The sequence below is a fragment of the Gammaproteobacteria bacterium genome, from assembly GCA_021648145.1.
Taxonomy (GTDB): Bacteria; Pseudomonadota; Gammaproteobacteria; order JAADGQ01; family JAADGQ01; genus S141-38.
In genome coordinates this window covers 142,447-160,826 of the sequence record JAKITI010000004.1, presented here as the reverse complement: position 1 = coordinate 160,826, position 18,380 = coordinate 142,447, and the positions used below count along the sequence as shown (strand labels likewise).

Annotated in this window: 20 protein-coding genes and 1 pseudogene; 4 read left to right on the top strand and 17 right to left on the bottom strand. The window is 42.8% G+C overall.

The window, feature by feature from the left end; genetic code table 11:
- Window positions 1-3: 3 nt before the first annotated feature.
- The 10 genes and pseudogenes from L3J70_04105 to L3J70_04060 form a co-directional block, all read right to left on the bottom strand.
- A protein-coding gene (locus L3J70_04105; GenBank protein MCF6235545.1) for an IS3 family transposase occupies window positions 4-1,577 on the bottom strand; the annotation gives its coding sequence in 2 pieces (ribosomal slippage) (window positions 4-1,091 and window positions 1,091-1,577; 1,575 coding nt in all).
- A gap of 54 nt (window positions 1,578-1,631) precedes the next feature.
- Window positions 1,632-1,772, bottom strand: a pseudogene (locus L3J70_04100) (subtype I-F CRISPR-associated endonuclease Cas1).
- Window positions 1,773-1,875: 103 nt separating this feature from the next.
- Window positions 1,876-2,208 (bottom strand): multidrug efflux SMR transporter, encoded by a 333-nt coding sequence (locus L3J70_04095; protein MCF6235544.1) that lies wholly within the window; start codon window positions 2,206-2,208, stop codon window positions 1,876-1,878.
- Window positions 2,209-2,255: 47 nt separating this feature from the next.
- Window positions 2,256-2,615: a VOC family protein gene (locus L3J70_04090; protein MCF6235543.1), complete on the bottom strand. Its 360-nt coding sequence runs from the start codon at window positions 2,613-2,615 to the stop codon at window positions 2,256-2,258.
- Between the two features lie 44 nt (window positions 2,616-2,659).
- The gene (locus L3J70_04085; protein MCF6235542.1) at window positions 2,660-2,860 is read right to left on the bottom strand and encodes a dodecin family protein; all 201 of its coding nucleotides are present in this window, start codon (window positions 2,858-2,860) and stop codon (window positions 2,660-2,662) included.
- 56 nt (window positions 2,861-2,916) lie between these two features.
- Window positions 2,917-3,447, bottom strand: a complete 531-nt coding sequence (locus L3J70_04080; protein MCF6235541.1) for a hypothetical protein — start codon at window positions 3,445-3,447, stop codon at window positions 2,917-2,919.
- Window positions 3,448-3,466: 19 nt separating this feature from the next.
- Window positions 3,467-4,684: an FtsX-like permease family protein gene (locus L3J70_04075; GenBank protein ID MCF6235540.1), complete on the bottom strand. Its 1,218-nt coding sequence runs from the start codon at window positions 4,682-4,684 to the stop codon at window positions 3,467-3,469.
- Window positions 4,685-4,696: 12 nt separating this feature from the next.
- Complete coding sequence (locus L3J70_04070; protein ID MCF6235539.1) at window positions 4,697-5,422, bottom strand: ABC transporter ATP-binding protein; 726 nt, start codon at window positions 5,420-5,422, stop codon at window positions 4,697-4,699.
- 9 nt (window positions 5,423-5,431) lie between these two features.
- Window positions 5,432-7,453 (bottom strand): VWA domain-containing protein, encoded by a 2,022-nt coding sequence (locus tag L3J70_04065; protein MCF6235538.1) that lies wholly within the window; start codon window positions 7,451-7,453, stop codon window positions 5,432-5,434.
- Between the two features lie 16 nt (window positions 7,454-7,469).
- Window positions 7,470-8,240, bottom strand: a complete 771-nt coding sequence (locus tag L3J70_04060) for a hypothetical protein (protein MCF6235537.1) — start codon at window positions 8,238-8,240, stop codon at window positions 7,470-7,472.
- Between the two features lie 327 nt (window positions 8,241-8,567).
- Here L3J70_04060 and L3J70_04055 point away from each other — a divergent pair, with 327 nt between their 5' ends.
- Together L3J70_04055 and L3J70_04050 are read left to right on the top strand one after the other, a co-directional pair.
- Window positions 8,568-10,796 (top strand): beta-propeller domain-containing protein, encoded by a 2,229-nt coding sequence (locus tag L3J70_04055; protein MCF6235536.1) that lies wholly within the window; start codon window positions 8,568-8,570, stop codon window positions 10,794-10,796.
- 25 nt (window positions 10,797-10,821) lie between these two features.
- Window positions 10,822-11,148, top strand: a complete 327-nt coding sequence (locus L3J70_04050; protein ID MCF6235535.1) for an NGG1p interacting factor NIF3 — start codon at window positions 10,822-10,824, stop codon at window positions 11,146-11,148.
- 4 nt (window positions 11,149-11,152) lie between these two features.
- Here L3J70_04050 and L3J70_04045 read toward each other — a convergent pair whose 3' ends face one another.
- The 7 genes from L3J70_04045 to eno all read right to left on the bottom strand — a co-directional run bounded on the left by L3J70_04045 (window position 11,153) and on the right by eno (window position 16,776).
- A complete protein-coding gene (locus tag L3J70_04045; protein ID MCF6235534.1) occupies window positions 11,153-11,938 on the bottom strand; it encodes a peptidoglycan DD-metalloendopeptidase family protein in 786 nt (261 codons plus the stop codon).
- 63 nt (window positions 11,939-12,001) lie between these two features.
- Complete coding sequence (locus L3J70_04040) at window positions 12,002-12,412, bottom strand: hypothetical protein (protein ID MCF6235533.1); 411 nt, start codon at window positions 12,410-12,412, stop codon at window positions 12,002-12,004.
- Window position 12,413: 1 nt separating this feature from the next.
- Window positions 12,414-13,058 (bottom strand): N-acetylmuramoyl-L-alanine amidase, encoded by a 645-nt coding sequence (locus L3J70_04035; GenBank protein ID MCF6235532.1) that lies wholly within the window; start codon window positions 13,056-13,058, stop codon window positions 12,414-12,416.
- A 413-nt stretch (window positions 13,059-13,471) separates the two neighbouring features.
- A complete protein-coding gene (locus L3J70_04030) occupies window positions 13,472-14,050 on the bottom strand; it encodes a DedA family protein (GenBank protein MCF6235531.1) in 579 nt (192 codons plus the stop codon).
- Window positions 14,050-14,682 (bottom strand): protein-L-isoaspartate(D-aspartate) O-methyltransferase, encoded by a 633-nt coding sequence (locus L3J70_04025; protein ID MCF6235530.1) that lies wholly within the window; start codon window positions 14,680-14,682, stop codon window positions 14,050-14,052. Before L3J70_04025 ends, L3J70_04030 begins: the two co-directional genes overlap by 1 nt.
- Before the next feature lie 23 nt (window positions 14,683-14,705).
- Window positions 14,706-15,461 carry a 5'/3'-nucleotidase SurE gene (gene surE / locus L3J70_04020; GenBank protein ID MCF6235529.1) on the bottom strand — a complete coding sequence of 252 codons (756 nt, stop codon included), beginning with the start codon at window positions 15,459-15,461 and terminating at the stop codon, window positions 14,706-14,708.
- Window positions 15,462-15,498: 37 nt separating this feature from the next.
- Complete coding sequence (gene eno / locus L3J70_04015; protein MCF6235528.1) at window positions 15,499-16,776, bottom strand: phosphopyruvate hydratase; 1,278 nt, start codon at window positions 16,774-16,776, stop codon at window positions 15,499-15,501.
- Window positions 16,777-17,149: 373 nt separating this feature from the next.
- On the opposite strand from eno, the gene L3J70_04010 reads away from it, so the two are divergent.
- Both L3J70_04010 and L3J70_04005 read left to right on the top strand, forming a co-directional pair.
- Complete coding sequence (locus L3J70_04010; GenBank protein MCF6235527.1) at window positions 17,150-17,638, top strand: peptidyl-prolyl cis-trans isomerase; 489 nt, start codon at window positions 17,150-17,152, stop codon at window positions 17,636-17,638.
- An 8-nt stretch (window positions 17,639-17,646) separates the two neighbouring features.
- Window positions 17,647-18,378 carry a UDP-2,3-diacylglucosamine diphosphatase gene (locus L3J70_04005; protein ID MCF6235526.1) on the top strand — a complete coding sequence of 244 codons (732 nt, stop codon included), beginning with the start codon at window positions 17,647-17,649 and terminating at the stop codon, window positions 18,376-18,378.
- Window positions 18,379-18,380: the final 2 nt, after the last annotated feature.

The window sequence follows — 18,380 nt, the reverse complement described above, 5'->3', positions numbered from 1 at the left end:
AATTTATGCCGCCTTATTCTGATCAATTTCAGATTTACCTTTCTCAGGATTGAGATAAACCTCACCGATTCGATCCCAGTTTCTGATCTCACCTGTCCAGCGACTCGGATTTTGAGCTTTTGCCTTTTCATAGACCTGCTTTCGATTGGCCAGTATTTGAATGTCTTCACCCGTATGACGTTGATCCGGTGTCACAAACTTAATGCCGCTATGCAGGTGTTCATGGTTATACCATTGAACAAATTCGCTGACCCAGTACCTCGCCGCACCGATATCTATAAATGGCTTTTCTGGATACTCCGGGCGATATTTTAATGTACGAAAAATAGACTCAGAATATGGGTTATCATTACTCACTGAGGGGCGGCTAAATGAGGGCACCACGCCTAATTCTTGTAATGTCGCCAACATGGTGGCTCCTTTCATTGGGCTGCCATTATCTGAATGGAGCGTGACTTGATTACGCTTGATCCCTTCACGTTGACATATATCTGTGATCAAATCCGCTGCAAGCAGGCTCCGCTCTTCACCATGAATCTGCCAGCCCACAATTTTACGACTGTAAATATCCAGTACTAAATACAGATAGAGGTAGACACCTTTAATCTGAGTCGGCAAATAGGTGATATCCCAGGTGTATATCTGATTCACTGCGCTCGCTGTCAATGCACGTGGTTTTGTCATTTTTCTTGACGGTTTGCTTTTGTCTCTATGTTTCAGTTGCTTATTCTCATTTAAGATACGATAAAAGCTTGATTGTGATGCAATATATTTCCCTTGATCAGCAAGTTTAGGTACTATTTTGCAAGGCGGTAAATCAGCAAACTCTGGTTCGTTGGCCACTTTAAGAACTCGCTTTCTCTCAAGTTCAGTGAGTTTGTTTGTGGGCGCATGTTTTGCCGCTGGACGACCATCCTGTTTATTGTCGGGGTCTTCCCAGCGCTGAAGAGTCTTGGTACTGATTCCGATGACTTCACAGGCTAACCCTTGCCTGGCTCCTGCGCCCCGCGCCTGATTGATTAACTCAATAATTTCTTTTCGTTCTCTGTTCATTGTGAGCTGCCCTCGTTTTTTCCCCAGATCTCGTCGACTTTTTTTTGGAGAACTAATAGCGCCGCTGTCTCAGCCAGCGCTTTTTCTTTGCGGGTCAACTCTTTTTTTAGTGCTTTATTTTCACTCTTCAGCGTTTTGATCTCTGTGCGGAAAGTGACTCCTGTGTTTTTAATGTTTTCGCGAGTAAAGTCGAGTTTCCACTGCTCTATATGGTGTGGGTAAACACCTTGTTTTCTACAATAGGAGCTCAAGGCTTCACCTTCATATGAGCTACACGTGATTACCATGTTAAGGCGTTCTTTTGTTGTCCAGTCCTGTGGCCGTTTCTCTTGTGACATCTTTGTGCCATCTTCAGGAAAGTCTTCTGCTAGCTCTTGTCTTTTTGCTTTCATAATCCACTTGTTTAATGTTGATTCACTCATATTCAATGTGCTGGCAATTTCACTTATCGTTGTTTCTTCACTTCGACCCAGTGCTTTTTCTACGGCCTGAATTTTAAATGATTTTGTGAAGTTTCTTCTCATTTCTCTCTACCTCTATATGAAAATTAGAGGCGACAACTAGCCTGACACAGGGGGGTATTGTTTCTCGACCTTCTCTTCGGTGAGATAAACAACACGACCGCCCTTTTGCATGACGCGACATTTTTCGAGGTAGTAAATATTGGCGCGTTTGGAGTGTAGAATTGCTTTTAAATCACTGGGGGAAATGTCATCCATAGTGGCTCCTATCCTTATTGAGCTGAGCTAATTTTTTAGTCCATTTTTTGGCTATAGAGTTTACTTTAGATGTTGCGTAGGTGCCGGTGAGGCTTCACCCTTCTCAACCTTGTTTCACCGACCCAGAAAATATATGAATGATCGCAACGCCTGCAATAATGAACCCCATGCCTATCACTGCGGGAATATCTGGGATCTCTTTGTATAGCACTATGCCAATAATAGTTACCAGAACAATACCTAAACCAGACCAAACTGCATACGTAATTCCTATTGGTATGGTTCGCAACACCAGTGTCATAAAGTAGAATGCGATACTATACCCGATCACAACGATTAGGCTCGGATACAGCTTCGTGAACTCTTCCGATGCTTTTAATGCACTCGTCGCAATGACTTCAGCCACTATTGCTACTGCAAGATATAAATAGGCCACTGAATTCTCAATTGCAATATAATGGCATGATCCATTAGGGCTATTTGCTATGCACCTTTATCCGACCACACGGCATATTCGTTGCCATTTGGATCACAAAAATGGAAACGACGACCGCCTGGAAATGCGAAAGTTTGCTTTATAATTGAACCGCCAAGGCTCTCTATTTTTAGTTGCGTTTTTTCTAGATTTTCACTGTATAGAACAATAAGAGCGCTGCCATTAGATGTTAAAGCGGGTCGGTCGGACTTGAAAAATCCACCGTTTACTCCAGCATTTGAGAAGGCTGTATATTCATCCCCGAAATCAACAAAAGACCACCCAAAAGCAGACTTAAAGAATGATTTTGCGACCTTGATATCTTTGGCTGGAAGTTCGACATAATTTATTTTTTCATGCGCTCTCATTGGTTTTCTCATCTATTGATATATAAATCACGGTAGAAACGAGTTTAGTCTAGGATAAATGTAACCTTCATGTTGACTCTGTATTCTAATATTTCACCATTCTCAACTTTCACGGTCTGTTCTTGAACCCAGGCCGATTTTATATTGCGCAGTGTTTTACTGGCTCGTTTGATGCCTTGTTGCATTGCATCTTCAAAACTGACGGTGGATGATGATGTGATTTCGGTCACTCGTGCGATTGCCATGTTGGCTCTCCTTATTTATTTCAAAGATCAGAAGACTATCATAATTGTTGTTTTAATTATAAAGACGACTTCGACTCATTCATTCTCACAAGGCAGTCTTCATAATTAATTGCTGTGCGACCATTATTTGAAGCTGAAATTGCTATCGTGCCAAAATTAAACAGGTCGGAGAAACAAATTTTATGATCAAAAATTGTGTAAAAACCTTCGTAGGTATATGACTCGCTTAGAAAGATCAAGCCAACCTGTAGACGGCCACCATCGACACCCTCTTCAAGCTGGGCTTCGCCTAAGTCAAGGAAACTTCCTGCGGCCATGCTATCAGCAGGAGGGGCAATGCGCTGAAATTCACCGTTGCATTCGGAATCACCATAAACAAGCTGGGTTTTTATAATGCGTTCATCGCGTTTGAAGTCATAAATAACCTCTTTCCAATGCCCTGCATCGTAATAGGTTGAGCCAATCTCAAAGTTACAGATCTGGGTTTTCCATTCACCAAAAAGCTCTGGTGCTGAATTATTCTTATTACTTCCGTCACATCCTGTTAATAATAAAACAACTGCAATAACAGATAAGTACCGCTTCATTCTTTCTCCCCATAGTGAACTATAAATCACGCAACCCATCGGATGGCTCAACACGTGAAACTCGATAACCTGCTAATGCTGATGCAATAAGCGCGGCTCCAACAGTCAGTATACCCGCAATTGCGAAATGGCTGGGTAAAAGACGGCAAATTGAGCCGCCCATATTTAACATATCAGCCAGCAATAAATTAACACTAAGCTCAACAAATAGATAAATCAGGCTGGCTAATAACCATCCGGAAATAGCAGTAAAGAGACCTTGTAACGTTGGAAACCAGACAATACTGCCTGTACGCAATCCAATCAGTCTTAAAACACTCAGCTCTTTTCGTTTACGATCGACATTGGCCCAAAGGCTTGCGCCTAATGAAAAAGAGGCTCCTGTAATGCCGATTAACGCAATGACCCAAAATAGAACCGAAAGGTTTTTATCAATATTTTGTACGACTTCAATATCTGCTGTTTTAGATCGCACTTCCAGCTCTTGACGTTCTAAAGCTTGCTGCAATGGCGCGACATCATAAATGGAGCGTGCATATAAACGGTAGCCAGAAAACAGTCTCGGTTCTGTTGTCGCTTCTCTTCCTGACCAACCGAGCTGAGGGACGGCATATCCATCACGAAATGCTTCTGTCGCCACAACAACACCCAGTGATACAAATGCACCATCACGGTTAAACAGCCCTTCGTGATTGATGGCTGTCACGACCATTTCCATGTGAACACGCTGATGCTTTCCTTCGTAGCGACGTTGCAAACTGCCGTCAACTTTATCACCCACAGTCACACCGAGCTTGCGAGCAGCGGATGCGGTTAAAACAACCGATTGAAACCCTTGTGGCGCTGTAATGGAGTCACCCAATAGCGGGTCACCTTTTGCTGACGGAATCAACTCAACTGAAACAATCCGCCCCCCATCCAGACGTTGTAGTTGTACTGTTGCCGACAGGATTCGAGTGCGCGGAATAACAAATGCAACATCAGGCCGAGCGGCCATCTTAGTAAACCACTCTTCCTCAAAGTAACCACTGCCCACAGGGCGAATCTCCTGATTTCGGGGATCTTCCACCAATTGATCCACCATGCTGCTTACAACACCAAACTTCAAGCCGAACAGTATCATCATCGGTGCTAACACTGCGGCCAGCGAAAGCACAAAGCAACTGGAAAGTCGCCATTCGTAGAGGTAGTCTCTTAGTGCAAGCCACGCGACATGACGTAGCTGTTTAGTACTCATTGTTAGCCGAACTCACCCTGTAAATGTTGACTCGATTAATGTGCCATCATGACTCTGCTCGAATGTCTGTTTTAAACAGCGCAGCCCCAGCTTTTCCATATATTGCCAGTCATGGCTGGCAATAATCATGGTGATATCCAGCACATCAATCAACTCAGTGAGCAGTGTCATTGTTTTAGCTGCATTTATGGGGTCGAGTGATGCTGTTGGCTCATCTGCGAAAACAATTGAGGGATGGTGGGCTAATGTTCGTGCAATGGCGACACGTTGCCGCTCTCCAACAGAGAGTGCACCGGGACGTTTATCCAGCTGTCGCTTGATTCCCAAAACATCTGCCATAAATTCAATAGACTGGTCATCAGCAACGCCTAATAAAGTACGTGGTAACATGATGTTTTGCCGTACGGTCAAAAATGGCAACAACCCACCCGTTTGTAAAATATAACCGATATGTTCACGACGTAGATCACTCAACTGGTTCTGGTCATGCTGCTGCCAAATTTTTTTCAGGTCAAAGGTCGTCCCTGCAGGCGATGTAAAGTGAAACAGTTGAGTGCTTGAAGGGCTCAGCACCATTGCCAGAATATCCAACAAAGTACTTTTACCGCTGCCACTGACACCAATTAAGGCAATTTTTTCACCTTTATAAATTTTAAGGTCTGGAATATTGAGCCGAAATTCAAAGTGATTATCAACACGGATTTTCACAACCCCTTCAAGGTGATACAGCATCGACATATTCTGAAACTATGGCAACATATCAAGTGCAATAGGAAAAACAGAGTCACCATTAATCGGCCCGCCACCCAATGAGACCCATAAATCAGTGTTGTCATACAACGCACTATAGTAGTTAATTTTCTCTTCTAATTTATGAATGAATGATAACTGCTGTTTCGCCGACCACACTTCCCAGTCATCCAGAGAGATGTTCATAATTTCACCTTTGTAAGGCAAGCCTTCTATAAATTCACGCATATACCCCATATCAGCCAGATTTCCGCCATAGCTGCTTGTTGCTCGTGTGCTATTGCTTGCCGATGTGGGATCACGGCTCAATGATGCGGCGAGGCTTTTCAAATCATTTAAAAAATTCTGGGGGGATATAATGCCATCCTCAGCGGCCTCTAATATTCGCTTGAGCACAACATGCAGGTCACTCAATTGGCTGCGTGTCAGAAGAACTCTGACATCCAGTGCGGGAACTTCCGGCCTTTGAAAATCACGATCCACCAACCATGCACTAAATATGCTGGGAATTTCTACCCCTTTTTGGCGCTGCAAGTAACGCATTCTGAGCGCGTAGCCCAATGTCGCTACTTTATCCTGAAATGAAGTGAATTCGGCATCTTCTGCAAACTGAACCGGAGGCGTGATCTGTAATGGTTTGGATTCTGCGGTAATACGTATCTGATGTGTAATTTGTTTAGCTGCTATTTCCAACACATGACCAAACTCATTAACATTGCCCATATCAACACCGTAATATAAATCACCAATGCCGGGGTATCTGGAAAGCGTTTTATATTGCTCGGCTGCACTGGCATGATTGTCTTTGCCGTCTGGGGTTAATAGATGCAACGTCCAGAGAGCAATTCCATTATCTTCTGCCATCTGCCTCAATGTTTCAGCACCCATGCCTGTTTTTGAGCGAACATCATACCCTTGTCTTGCCCCTGCATCAGTAATCACAACCACATAACGTGCGGCAAAGCCGTCCCAGTCAACGCCCTCAATGGCTCGCTTGATACCTGCATATGGGTCTTCATTAAAGCCTCGGCTTGATACGCTGGCGGGCTGCACATTATCAACTAAATGCAAAAATTGCTCTGCATTTTCTCCTTGACCAAGATCTGCATAAAGTCGATCTGTATATTCAAGATCTGGCACACCGCGTAAACTGTCACGGAAAGCCACCAAACCAAAACTGACCTGATCCGTCAAATTTGCACGACTAATTTCGTCATAAATTCTACGTACGGCTTCACGTGTACGATCAATATAAGGCCCCATTGACAGTGTAGTATCAATCACAAAAACAATACCTGAACGGTAACTATCTTCAGTAATAGGCGCAGGAGTGGCTTTAATGTTTGCTTTTGCAGGTTTTGAATCTGGCCGCACCAACGGCACAGTCGCGACCTGTAACATCCGCGCCTGCTCCCCTCCTAAATAGATATCTTCATGTGACAGGATTGGAATCAGATAAAAATCATTCTGAATATCTGTATACGATTCGGGCTGAATGGCAATCACAGGCGAATTTGAATCTATGTTGCCTTTTTTTGCACTCCTGTAAAGTTTTCGATATTCGCTAAGGTCATAATCCATAATGAGATTTTTCAAGTAGTTTTTATCTCGATATAGCAAAGTACGATCACGCCCCAAAGGCTCTCGAAATGAGATCGTCAGCGCCTGATCCCATTGAATTAATTGTCGGTTTTTAATCCATCCTTTTATTGATCCATGGCTATTTGAGCCCACAAGCAACCACTCTGCGCTTCTCTTTTTTACACGTTCATAAACATAAAACACTGAAAAAGGATCAATATTTAAAGTCTCTGAATTTTTTTGTAATTTTTTATATAAAATAGCGCCAGGTCGGGCAAGCACACGCTGATAAAGTGATTTTTTTCCAGGCAGTAGCAGTGGCCTTTTTTTTTCTTGATAAAATTCAGCGTCTGAAGTATTGGCCATCACTTGAGATGTCTGAAAAATCATACCCGCAAGAACAAAAAGTATGATAAAAAAAACAGTGGAGTAATTCATAAGTTTGATCCGAAAATTAAAGCTTTTTCCAAAGTAAAAGTAAACGTTGTTTTTCTAGCGTAGAGTCAGGCAATGATGTCTCAACCCAATGACGAAGGGACTCTAGGTGGTCTGCCGCAACACGGCTTCCTCTGCCTGCTGCTTTTTTGTACCAATTAAAAGCCAATGCGGCATCAGCTTTTTCAATATGGCTGCGCTCTTTTAAAAAGCGGATTGGATCATACATTTTGGCTAAGGCTATAGAGGCGTTTATATGCCCTTCTCTAGCTGCAAAATAGTACAAAAGGTAAGCATCCATCGCCTCTCCACTTTTCGTAAACTGCAAAGCGTTATTATAAAGCTCTGCGGGATCTTCGCCGTTTTGGTCACGAAATTGGCCAATAATACTGCGTGCCTGATCACCCGGCCGACCTTTAGCAGACAATGAGTTTCGCAATGAGTCACGCATCTGATCAACATTACGATCAACTACAAATACTGGGCTATTATCGTCAGGCAATTTGACCCTGGCATCTAACCCTTGAGAGCTCCCTTCCCAAGACTCATCGCCGCCATCATCAGTCAGACTCCAACGGCCTAGCTCAACAAAATCAAACACCAACACCTCTACAGCTTCTTTTTCGGATGCAGTCACCTCTTCTAACAACCCATCAGACCCACTTTGCTGTTGCATAAGAACACCTTCCAGCTCAGCTTCAGGTTTTGTGTATTCATCAGATGCAAATAGTAGGTGAGACCCCAAAACATCCAGGCCAATAAAAGGAATTATTAATAGAAATCTTTGCACGAAAGCTCCATCTAAACTAGCTGATTTCGTATCACTCAAGCACACAATCTCTGATCAATTGACCGTCAAGTGAAAAATACGCTCTTCGCGCAAAACTCACGAATAAATAAAAAAACCAGAGATCACCATAAAAATTACAACTTAACTCTAGATAATACCGCTATTTGAATCACTGTGACAGTATTATTCATAGCACATCACTATTTTATCTGTCTCCATTGCCAACATACAAACCGAACTAATAGTCAAGATCCATGTCATAATGAAAATATTCAGCACTCTTGTTTTATTTTTATATCTTTAATAAAGAACAAGGAAGATTTAATTATGCCTCCCCCATTTCGCACAGTAAAAATTATTACAATTATTGCAGGTATCGTACTCATCAGCGGTTGCCCTCAACTGACAGAGCAACTTGAAAAAAATAACGATTCCCCAGAAACGGATGAACCCGCAAACAACGCGCTATTAAAAAACTTCACAACCCCTGATGCACTGGAAGAGCGCATCAAAAAAGGCATCACCCAACAATATTCTGGCTCTTACCTCAAAGGAGGTGGCATTCAGGACGGTGTCGTTGAAAATTTTGATTTAGCAGCAGCCCCCGCTGCGTCTGGGTCAAAAACTGAAAGTCGCGTATCAGCAACGAACCTTCAAGAAAGCGGTGTCGATGAAGCTGACCGTATTAAAACTGACGGTCAATACCTCTATATAGCTCAAAGACCCACCCCCTTTTTATACAAACCCCTACTATCTGACGATGTTGCTTTTGAGACTTCGATATTAAAACCCTCCATTGAACAAAATTCAGAACCAGAATTTGCTCATATACGCATACTAAAATTTTCAGATAATCCACAAAGTGCGGAGGAAGTTTCTAAAATAAAACTCAAAAAAGGTGAGTATATCAACGGCACCTACCTCCTCAACGAGCGGGATGATTCTCTGCCAGATACTTTAGTCACGGTCGGTCAATATCAAGAACCGATTGCCCGTGACTGGTTCGCTTCACCTTGGGTGTGGCAATCAGGCACGACAAGAATTAACCTGATCCAGGTCGATAATCCGGTGGAGCCAACCATTGAAACCACACTGCAGTTTGACGGCCATCTGGTTTCTAGCCGTCGTATTGGTGAAATACTCTATTTGGTCACACGTTTTAACCCCTATATCAAAGACTACATTACTTACCCTTCAACCCCCGAAGAAGAGACGCGAAACCAAACGCTACTGGATGAAACTGCATTGGCAGACTTGCTTCCACAGTGGAGCATTGGAGATGCTGAAAAAACAGACCTTTTAAGCGCCGAAAGCTGCTATCTCGCACCCACTCATAATGAGCGAGGCAGTGCAGATATTATCAGCGTTGTAGCCATTGATTTGACTCGCCCCGAGAGCAAACCTAACACGAGCTGCATGATCGGCCCGACAGAAACTATTTATGTTTCACTGGATTCAATGTACCTGGCAACCACTCGCTATGATTACAGCATTCAACCTGGTGCAGGAATTCAACCCGTTCCAGAAATACGTAGCGTTGTCTACCCACAAGAAATTACAACAGAAATCCATAAATTTTCCTTCACCGACCAAGGCCCTGAATATCGTGGCTCAGGTGTTGCTGATGGTCACTTAGGTTGGGAGCAGGATAAAAAATCATTCCGTATGGGTGAAAATGATGGTGTTTTACGTATTGCAACTTCCCTTGGAGATGATTGGAATGCAACAGCAACAACGCGCTTGACACTATTTCGTGAAACCGAAAAAACGGATGCATTAGCCTTGGAGGAGATTGCTCGCTTACCAAACAAAGAGCGCCCCGCTGCCATAGGAAAACCTGGAGAGCGCCTGTATGCCTCACGTTTCATTGGTGATCGTGCCTATCTGGTAACATTTCGCATGACTGACCCGCTTTATGTACTGAATCTCTCTGATCCAACGGATCCATTCATTGCAGGAGACCTGGAGATTCCTGGCTACTCAGATTATTTACATCCAGTCAATGACAACCTCATGATTGGCTTGGGTAAAGACGCTGTTGCGGATACTACATCAGAGTTTGGTGATGGACGTGGGGCTTGGGTTCAAGGCCTGAAACTTGCACTCTTTGATATTGCTGACCCAGCTAACCCCAAAGAGCTGCAAAGCTTGAGCATCGGGCAACGGGGCACACAATCAGAGGCACTTATAGATCACCTAGCCTTTACCTGGCTGGCCGCCGATGATGGCTCAGCACAGCTTGCACTGCCAATCAAATTACACGGACAAAGCAACGGTGAGCTATTTGACCCAAAACAGCCCTCTAGCTGGGCACCGTGGACACACACGGGTCTCTATCTTTTTAATGTTAACGATGGCTCACAAGGCAAACCTGCCTCAATTGAAGAGCAAGGAAAAATGATTATAGAAACAGCCGATAACACAAAATATGGTTATGGTGATACATCGGGTGACCGTGCTGTAATACGTAATGATGGTGTTCACTACATCAATGGCAATGGTGTCTGGTCTGCAAACTGGGATAATGTCAAAGGCACGCTGACAGAGCGCCAATAACTGATATTAAATTGCTGACAATTTAATGTATCAAATATCTGTTTTTGTACCAATAAAGGATATTGATAAGGTCAAAACGGCACTATTTAATGCGGGTGCTGGGCATTTGGGTCAATACGACCATTGCGCCTGGCAAACGCTTGGCTCAGGGCAATTCCGAGCACTGGAAAGCAGTAACCCTTTCATTGGTGAAAAAGGTAAAATTGAGCAAATCGAAGAGTACAAACTGGAGCTGGTTTGCCAGGAAAAATTTATAACTCAGGCGCTTCAAGCGCTCATAGAAGCACACCCATACGAAGAACCTGCGTACAGTGTTTATGAAATAAAAACGATAGGTGACTTTCAAAGGTAAGGCGCTATTGTTTTTTTGACAAATAGTTCAGCGGATTAACTGGCTTTCCATTTTTCCTTATTTCAAAGTAGAGCAATGCCCCCCCAGTGCTGGATGTACCCATCTCCGCCACAGATTCACCACCTGCCACATAATCACCCTCTTTTACCAGGCGGCTTTTATTATGTCCGTAGGTACTTAAAAAGTTGTTCTCATGTTCAATAACAATCAGATTTTTATAATACTTATCTAAACCACTACCACTATAGATCACTCTTCCAGCCGCCGTCGCTCGAACGGGCTGGCCCACTCGGCCACTGATTTCGATCCCTTTTTTTTCATTTTGAAATGAAAAATACTTCGTCACACGCCCCTTTGTAGGCCATGACCACCCCGTAAACTTAATTGATTTATCCTTAGGTAAAACTGAATGTTTTTGAGGTTTAGGTAGAATTTTTTCATGTTTTACAGAAGGCTTTCGTGGCTCGACGACTTTGATTTTTTTAACAACAGAAGTCGCCACTGAGCTCACTGGCGGTGCAACCTTGGCCTTTACAATGGTTTGCGAAGCATCAGAAAATAGACCTGATGCCGGCGGGGTCAATCGTATCCTTTCACCTTCCCTTAAAACATACGGCGCTGCAATATTATTCCAACGTGCAATATCTTTGTAATTTTTACCATATTTTGCCCCAATATGAGAGAGTGTATCGCCTAGCTCGACCTTGTGATATACAAAACCACCACACCCCGCCAGCAAAGGCAACAGCAGTATAATTTTGATCCAGAAAGAGTTCATTGCATCGGCCATGCTCAGTGGGGAGGCGCCCGAAGTAGCATTTTTTTGTGTTTCATGGAGCTAGTCGTCAGGCCATTACAACCCTTTTAAATTCTGTCCATCCCATGAACAATAAAGATAACTTCCACCACAACATTCCTTGCTACAACCTAGTATCATTCCACTTGAAAAATAGATAATACCGCCATAATCAAAGGTGAAATCAGTTTCGGCACCATCTAAAACCATGGAGCCTCTAATACTGCACCCTGTTGTAGAAAAGTGGTCATGGACTTCTCTATCAGTAACTACTGTCCCTGTTTTCAAAACATGCATAATCACAGAGTTATCAATTTTTTTGCATCCATAGTTATTAGAATCAGTCAGGAGATAATCTGACTTTATTTTAGAAAACTGAAATTCATTATAGTTTTTATTTGCTATAGTATGAGAAGTACATGATATATTAAAAATTAGTATAGTAATAAATAACAAACGTGACTTCATTCTATTTTTCCTGTTTGTGTATTGCGTAAGCTTTCAGTGCAGCTGCGCCTTCGGTTTTTTTTCTATCCTTATGTGCAATTTCTCCATGCGCATAAATATCCTTGATGGAAAGACTGTGGATTGAAATGATTTCGTCAAGTAACCAAAAAAGCGGATCGAGCTGAAGTTCATTAGGTGCCGGATAAGCACTCTTATCTTTCGAATAAACACCAACAATCTCAATCCCAAATGAGTCATGGTTATGAGGGAATCTAATTGGATAATCTTTTTTTAGTTCGTGCCTTGTAACCAACCTAAATTTTTTGCCCCAATTTGTATTCTTTTTATGAAGTATATCTTCTATTGTTTTGGCATCTTCTTTGCTACAAGATGACACAGTTCTACATTTAGAATAAAGCTTGCCAACATGCCAACACTGCTTTTTTAGACTTGCAGTTTGAAAAATTTCACCTCTCTCTGATATTAAGAAGTGTGTGCCTTCTTTTTGTGTTTCCCACGCATTTAAAACTGAGGTTGCAGTCCCAGTATTTGTACGGTGCAATACCACAGCATTAATTGCGACGATAGACGAATGCTCTATGGCAGGACGGTGCTCTTTATTTATTTTTGGATTATCAACCCATCCATTTTCATCTATAAATAACACTACTATCTCCTTCTTATTAACTCAATTATGAGCCTAGACATGCCTCAATGGCCACGCGAAGTGGTATTTTGTTAGATTTTCATAATTCATACTCTATATTTCTTAATTTTTGTTGGCCTTCGCTCTCTTTGCATGCTCTAAAGATTCAAAGCCAGACTCAATTTTCTTTGCATCCCTTAATATTTTATCCTGAATTCAAGTCATAAGTGCATAACCGATTAAATCATTTTCGCTTATTCCTGTAAGTTTTTCTTTAACCTTCTCAATATCAGGATCATCTTTCCCATTACTACTGTTCATTATCATTTTTCCTGTCCCTGTGAATATCTATTTCATAAGGGTTGGTCAGTTTTCCTGAAGGTTCGCCTTCAATTTAGAATTCCTGAGCTATTTTATGAGTGTTGTGTATATATTTAACCTCTGAGAAGAAAGTAGGCAACAACAATGACAGCAACCAGAAACCAGCCAATACGATCAACGTTTGAGCGTATCGTTTTTTCCATACGTTCTCCGCCCCACCAAATAAGCCCAGCCACTAAGAAGAAGCGAGCCCCACGACCAATGAGTGATGCAATCACAAAGGGTAAAAAACTCATCGCAGCCGCACCTGCAGAGATGGTAAAAACTTTATAGGGAACTGGAGAAAACCCAGCAATAAGAATCGCCAAAAACCCCCACTCTGCAAACCAGTCCTGAGCGGTTAAATATTTATCCCAGTAACCGTGATTTTGTAAAATTGGCTCAATCGCTTCCATCCCATAAAAGCCAAGAACATAGCCAAAAATCCCACCTAAAACAGATGCAACGGTTGTCAGTAGCGCATAAAACCAGGCTCTGTTACGGCGCGCCAAAGCCATGGGTGCCAGCATGACATCGGGTGGAATTGGAAAAAAAGAGGATTCAGCAAAGCTGAGCCCTCCCAAATAATAGGGGGCATGACGATGCTCCGCCCACTTTAAAGATTTATCGTAAAAATAAGAAAAAATGCGCACTAACGCCCTCCAGGCACCATTGGTACAAAACTCACCATTTCAAGCGACTCTTCCTTGAATTGATCTCCCTGGCGAGTAATTAATTTTAAAACTTGACGAGAGTGATCACCAATAGGAATAACTAAGCGCCCACCATCAGCCAATTGATCTAAAAGCATGCTCGGCACTTCAAATGGCGCAGCTGTTGCGATAATCCCATCAAATGGAGCGTGTGCTTGCCAGCCATCATAACCATCACTGTTTTGAATTTTGATATTATCCAGCCCGAGTTCTTTAAAGCGCTTGCTTGCTTCATAAAATAGTGCGGAAATACGCTCCACTGTGTAAACGGTTTTTACCAATCGAGCCAATATTGCTGCTTGATATCCTGACCCTGTACCAATTTCCAACACATTACCCAGCGCCCCACCAGATAAAAGCGCTTCCGTCATACGTGCGACAATATAGGGCTGGGAAATTGTTTGGCCATAACCGATCGGTAATGCCGTATTTTCATAAGCACGGCTTGCCAGTGCTTCACCCATAAATATATGCCGCGGTATCTCAAGCATCACAGCTAAGACCACTTCATTTTTAATGCCGGCTTCTCTCAGGTGATCTATTAATCTGAGACGAGTACGCCGAGAGGTCATCCCTATCCCCTCATGGCGCTGCCTCATGATATTTGAATATCAGACAACCAGTCTGCTGTCTGCTGCAAAGCACTATAACGGGTCAAATCAACTTGAATCGGTGTCACTGAAATATAACTGTTTTTCACTGCATGAAAATCGGTGCCTGGCCCAGCATCCTGCTCAGCCCCTGCCGGCCCCACCCAATAGATCGTTCGGCCACGAGGGTCTTCCATTTTAACAACCGCTTCTGATTTATGACGGTGACCCAAACGCGTTGATTGAAAACCCGCAATTTCAGACCAGGGAACATCAGGCACATTAACATTCAATATTGTATCTGCAGGCAACGAACTTTTAGCTAAACGACTGACTAAAATTTGAGCTGCCTTTCCAGCCGTTTCATAATGTGTTGGATTGCTGCTCACCAATGAAAATGCCAGTGCAGGAAAGCCCATAAAGCGCCCTTCCATTGCTGCAGCCACGGTTCCAGAATAGATAACATCATCCCCCAGATTAGCGCCCGCATTAATGCCAGCCACGACCATATCCGGCTCTTCACTGAACAGCCCGGTAATTGCCAAGTGAACACAATCAGTCGGTGTGCCATCCACAAAAATAAAGCCATTATCCGCTTTATTGGCACGAAGTGGATTCACTAACGTCAGTGAGTTACTTGCAGCACTGCGATCTCGATCAGGTGCAACGACTGTGATTTCACCCAACTCCGACAAGAATTCAGCCAAGCAGCGGATGCCTGGTGCCAGATAGCCATCATCATTACTAATTAAAATTTTCATACTGAAAAAATTTCCCGATCCGAACCACTATTATGAATTAGCGTTTAAACACACTCTTTCCTGGGTAACCGGCTTGATCCCCCAAAGCTTCTTCAATACGAATCAGCTGATTATATTTTGCAATACGATCAGAGCGAGACAACGAACCTGTTTTGATCTGTCCTGCTGATGTGGCAACCGCCAGATCGGCAATAAAACTATCTTCTGTTTCACCTGAACGATGAGAAACCACAGCGGTATAACCTGCATTTTGCGCCATCTCAATCGCAGCAATTGACTCAGTCAATGTACCAATCTGGTTTACTTTGATCAAAATTGAATTGCCAATTTTTTTATCAATTCCTTCTTTCAAAATAGAAGTATTAGTCACAAAAAGATCATCGCCCACCAATTGCACACGATCACCAACACGTTTACTCAACAGCGCCCAGCCGTCCCAATCACCTTCATCCATGCCATCTTCAATGGATACAATCGGATATTTTTCAACCCAAGCGGCAAAATACTCAACCATTTCGGCCGATGTCAGTGATTTCCCTTCAGACTCCAACTCATATTTACCATTTTTATAGAACTCAGAAGCTGCTGGGTCAAGTGCGATACAAATATCCTCACCCGCTTTATAACCGGCATTGGTAATGGCTTCCAGAATCACTTCAATGGCAGCTTCATTTGAAGGAAGATCTGGAGCAAATCCACCTTCATCACCCACAGCAGTATTTAAACCTTTATCACTCAACACTTTTTTCAATGCATGAAACACTTCAGCACCATAACGCACCGCCTCAGTCAGGCTTGGCGCGCCCACAGGAACGATCATAAACTCCTGCATATCAACGCTGTTATCTGCATGCGCTCCCCCATTGATGACATTCATCATAGGCACTGGCATGGAATATTTTCCATTTTTATTCAAATGACGATAGAGTGGCTCACCACTTTCCTGCGCCGCTGCACGCGAAGCTGCAAGAGAAACTGCCAATAATGCATTTGCACCGAGGCGAGCTTTGCTTGGCGTTCCATCCAGATCAATAAGAACCTGATCAAGTGCGGCTTGATCCATCACACTTTTGCCTTTCAGGGCATCACGCAACTCACCGTTTACAGCTGCAACGGCTTTCTGTACACCTTTACCACCATATCTTGCAGCATCACCATCGCGCAATTCAACCGCTTCACGTGAACCCGTTGATGCGCCTGAAGGTACCGCTGCACGACCTATAACACCTGATGTTAAAATAACATCGGCCTCAACAGTTGGGTTTCCACGAGAATCCAAAATTTCGCGCCCACGGATATCCGCAATTTGTGACATTAATTTCTCCAAAATTTTCTTTTAAAATGGCTTTATTATTTTGCGCATATGATATCACACAAAATATACGGAGGTTGCAATATAGAAGCGCAAGCTGCTGAATTTGGTGCTGCCTATCAAGAGCTGATAGTTTGTAGCTTTACCGGTATCCACTTTTTTAAATCTGAAGAACTTTAAAACCGACTTCCGAGATAGAACTAAAACCTTTATCATCCAAGATTCCAGATCTAACTAAAGGAAAATAAAAATGCAATTTCTGTCTCGCTTAACTCTTATCTTGTTACTTTCTTTATCTTTTACATTGACTGTCAGTGCAGAACAATCAGAAACTAAAGACATAAAATCCAAAAATTCACCCATAATTAAAGTAAAAATGTTCACTAATAAAGGCTCCATTACTCTAGAGCTTAACCAGGCTAAGGCTCCAAAAACTGTGAAAAATTTTCTTCGTTATGCTGAGCAAGGCTTTTATAACGGCACAATTTTTCACCGGGTCATTCCTGGCTTTATGATTCAAGGGGGAGGATTTGAAGTGGGTATGAACAAAAAAGAGACTCACCCTGCGATTACAAATGAAGCCAATAATGGCCTGAAAAACCAAATTGGAACCATTGCCATGGCTCGAACAGGGGACCCTCACAGCGCCACAGCACAATTTTTTATTAACGTTGGTAACAATGAAGAACCATTAGACCATACCAGCAAAACCAGCTCTGGTTGGGGCTACACTGTTTTTGGCAAGGTGACAGAAGGTATGGAAATTGTAAAAGCAATTGAAAACACCCGCACCACAAGTTATAAAATATACAGCGATGTGCCCTCTTCAGATATCATTATTGAGAAAGTAGAAATCATTCAATAAGTATATTTATGATGCCTCATACTCTGTTTATATCCGACCTTCACTTAAGTGCTGATCAACCGCAAATTACAAAGCTGTTCTTAAGCTTTTTGCGATATGAAGCACCTCATTGCGAATCACTCTACATTTTAGGTGATCTGTTTGAGTACTGGCTAGGTGATGATGCTGTGGCACCCGAACACCAAATTGTGCTCACCGCCCTGCATCAACTTGCCGAGCAAGGTACGCGACTCTATGTCATGCACGGTAATCGTGATTTTTTGATGGGGCATTATTTTGAAACAGAAACAGGCTGCCAACTGATCAATGATCCAACGCTCATTGATCTTTATGGTACGCCCACTCTATTAATGCACGGCGATACATTATGCAGTGATGATAAAGAGTACCTGCAATTTAGAAATATAGTGCGCCACCCACAGTGGCAACAAGACTTTCTTGATAAATCAATCGATGAGCGCACCTCAATTGCCAACCATTACCGCAGTGAAAGTCGCACTCAATCATCTAAAAAACCTGAAAAAATTATGGATGTAAACGATGCCACGGTAACAAAAATAATGGCTCAACATCATACAACACAACTCATTCATGGCCATACACATCGCCCCGCCATTCATAAGAATCAAACTGAACAACAAGAGTCATGCCGAATTGTATTAGGAGATTGGCCTACACAAGGTAGTTTTTTACGTTGCGACCAGCAAGGCTGTCAACTCAAGGTCTGGAGTGAAGCCTAAAT

What these genes read in the sequence shown, in the direction of transcription:
- L3J70_04090 (MCF6235543.1), bottom strand. Translation starts at nt 2,615, where the DNA reads ATGAGAGCGCATGAAAAAATAAATTATGTCGAACTTCCAGCCAAAGAT.
- L3J70_04010 (MCF6235527.1), top strand. Translation starts at nt 17,150, where the DNA reads ATGTTCACTAATAAAGGCTCCATTACTCTAGAGCTTAACCAGGCTAAG.
- L3J70_04075 (MCF6235540.1), bottom strand. Translation starts at nt 4,684, where the DNA reads ATGAGTACTAAACAGCTACGTCATGTCGCGTGGCTTGCACTAAGAGAC.
- eno (MCF6235528.1), bottom strand. Translation starts at nt 16,776, where the DNA reads ATGTCACAAATTGCGGATATCCGTGGGCGCGAAATTTTGGATTCTCGT.
- L3J70_04050 (MCF6235535.1), top strand. Translation starts at nt 10,822, where the DNA reads ATGTATCAAATATCTGTTTTTGTACCAATAAAGGATATTGATAAGGTC.
- surE (MCF6235529.1), bottom strand. Translation starts at nt 15,461, where the DNA reads ATGAAAATTTTAATTAGTAATGATGATGGCTATCTGGCACCAGGCATC.
- L3J70_04040 (MCF6235533.1), bottom strand. Translation starts at nt 12,412, where the DNA reads ATGAAGTCACGTTTGTTATTTATTACTATACTAATTTTTAATATATCA.
- L3J70_04045 (MCF6235534.1), bottom strand. Translation starts at nt 11,938, where the DNA reads ATGGCCGATGCAATGAACTCTTTCTGGATCAAAATTATACTGCTGTTG.
- L3J70_04070 (MCF6235539.1), bottom strand. Translation starts at nt 5,422, where the DNA reads ATGTCGATGCTGTATCACCTTGAAGGGGTTGTGAAAATCCGTGTTGAT.
- L3J70_04055 (MCF6235536.1), top strand. Translation starts at nt 8,568, where the DNA reads ATGCCTCCCCCATTTCGCACAGTAAAAATTATTACAATTATTGCAGGT.
- L3J70_04065 (MCF6235538.1), bottom strand. Translation starts at nt 7,453, where the DNA reads ATGAATTACTCCACTGTTTTTTTTATCATACTTTTTGTTCTTGCGGGT.
- L3J70_04025 (MCF6235530.1), bottom strand. Translation starts at nt 14,682, where the DNA reads ATGACCTCTCGGCGTACTCGTCTCAGATTAATAGATCACCTGAGAGAA.
- L3J70_04085 (MCF6235542.1), bottom strand. Translation starts at nt 2,860, where the DNA reads ATGGCAATCGCACGAGTGACCGAAATCACATCATCATCCACCGTCAGT.
- L3J70_04005 (MCF6235526.1), top strand. Translation starts at nt 17,647, where the DNA reads ATGATGCCTCATACTCTGTTTATATCCGACCTTCACTTAAGTGCTGAT.
- L3J70_04080 (MCF6235541.1), bottom strand. Translation starts at nt 3,447, where the DNA reads ATGAAGCGGTACTTATCTGTTATTGCAGTTGTTTTATTATTAACAGGA.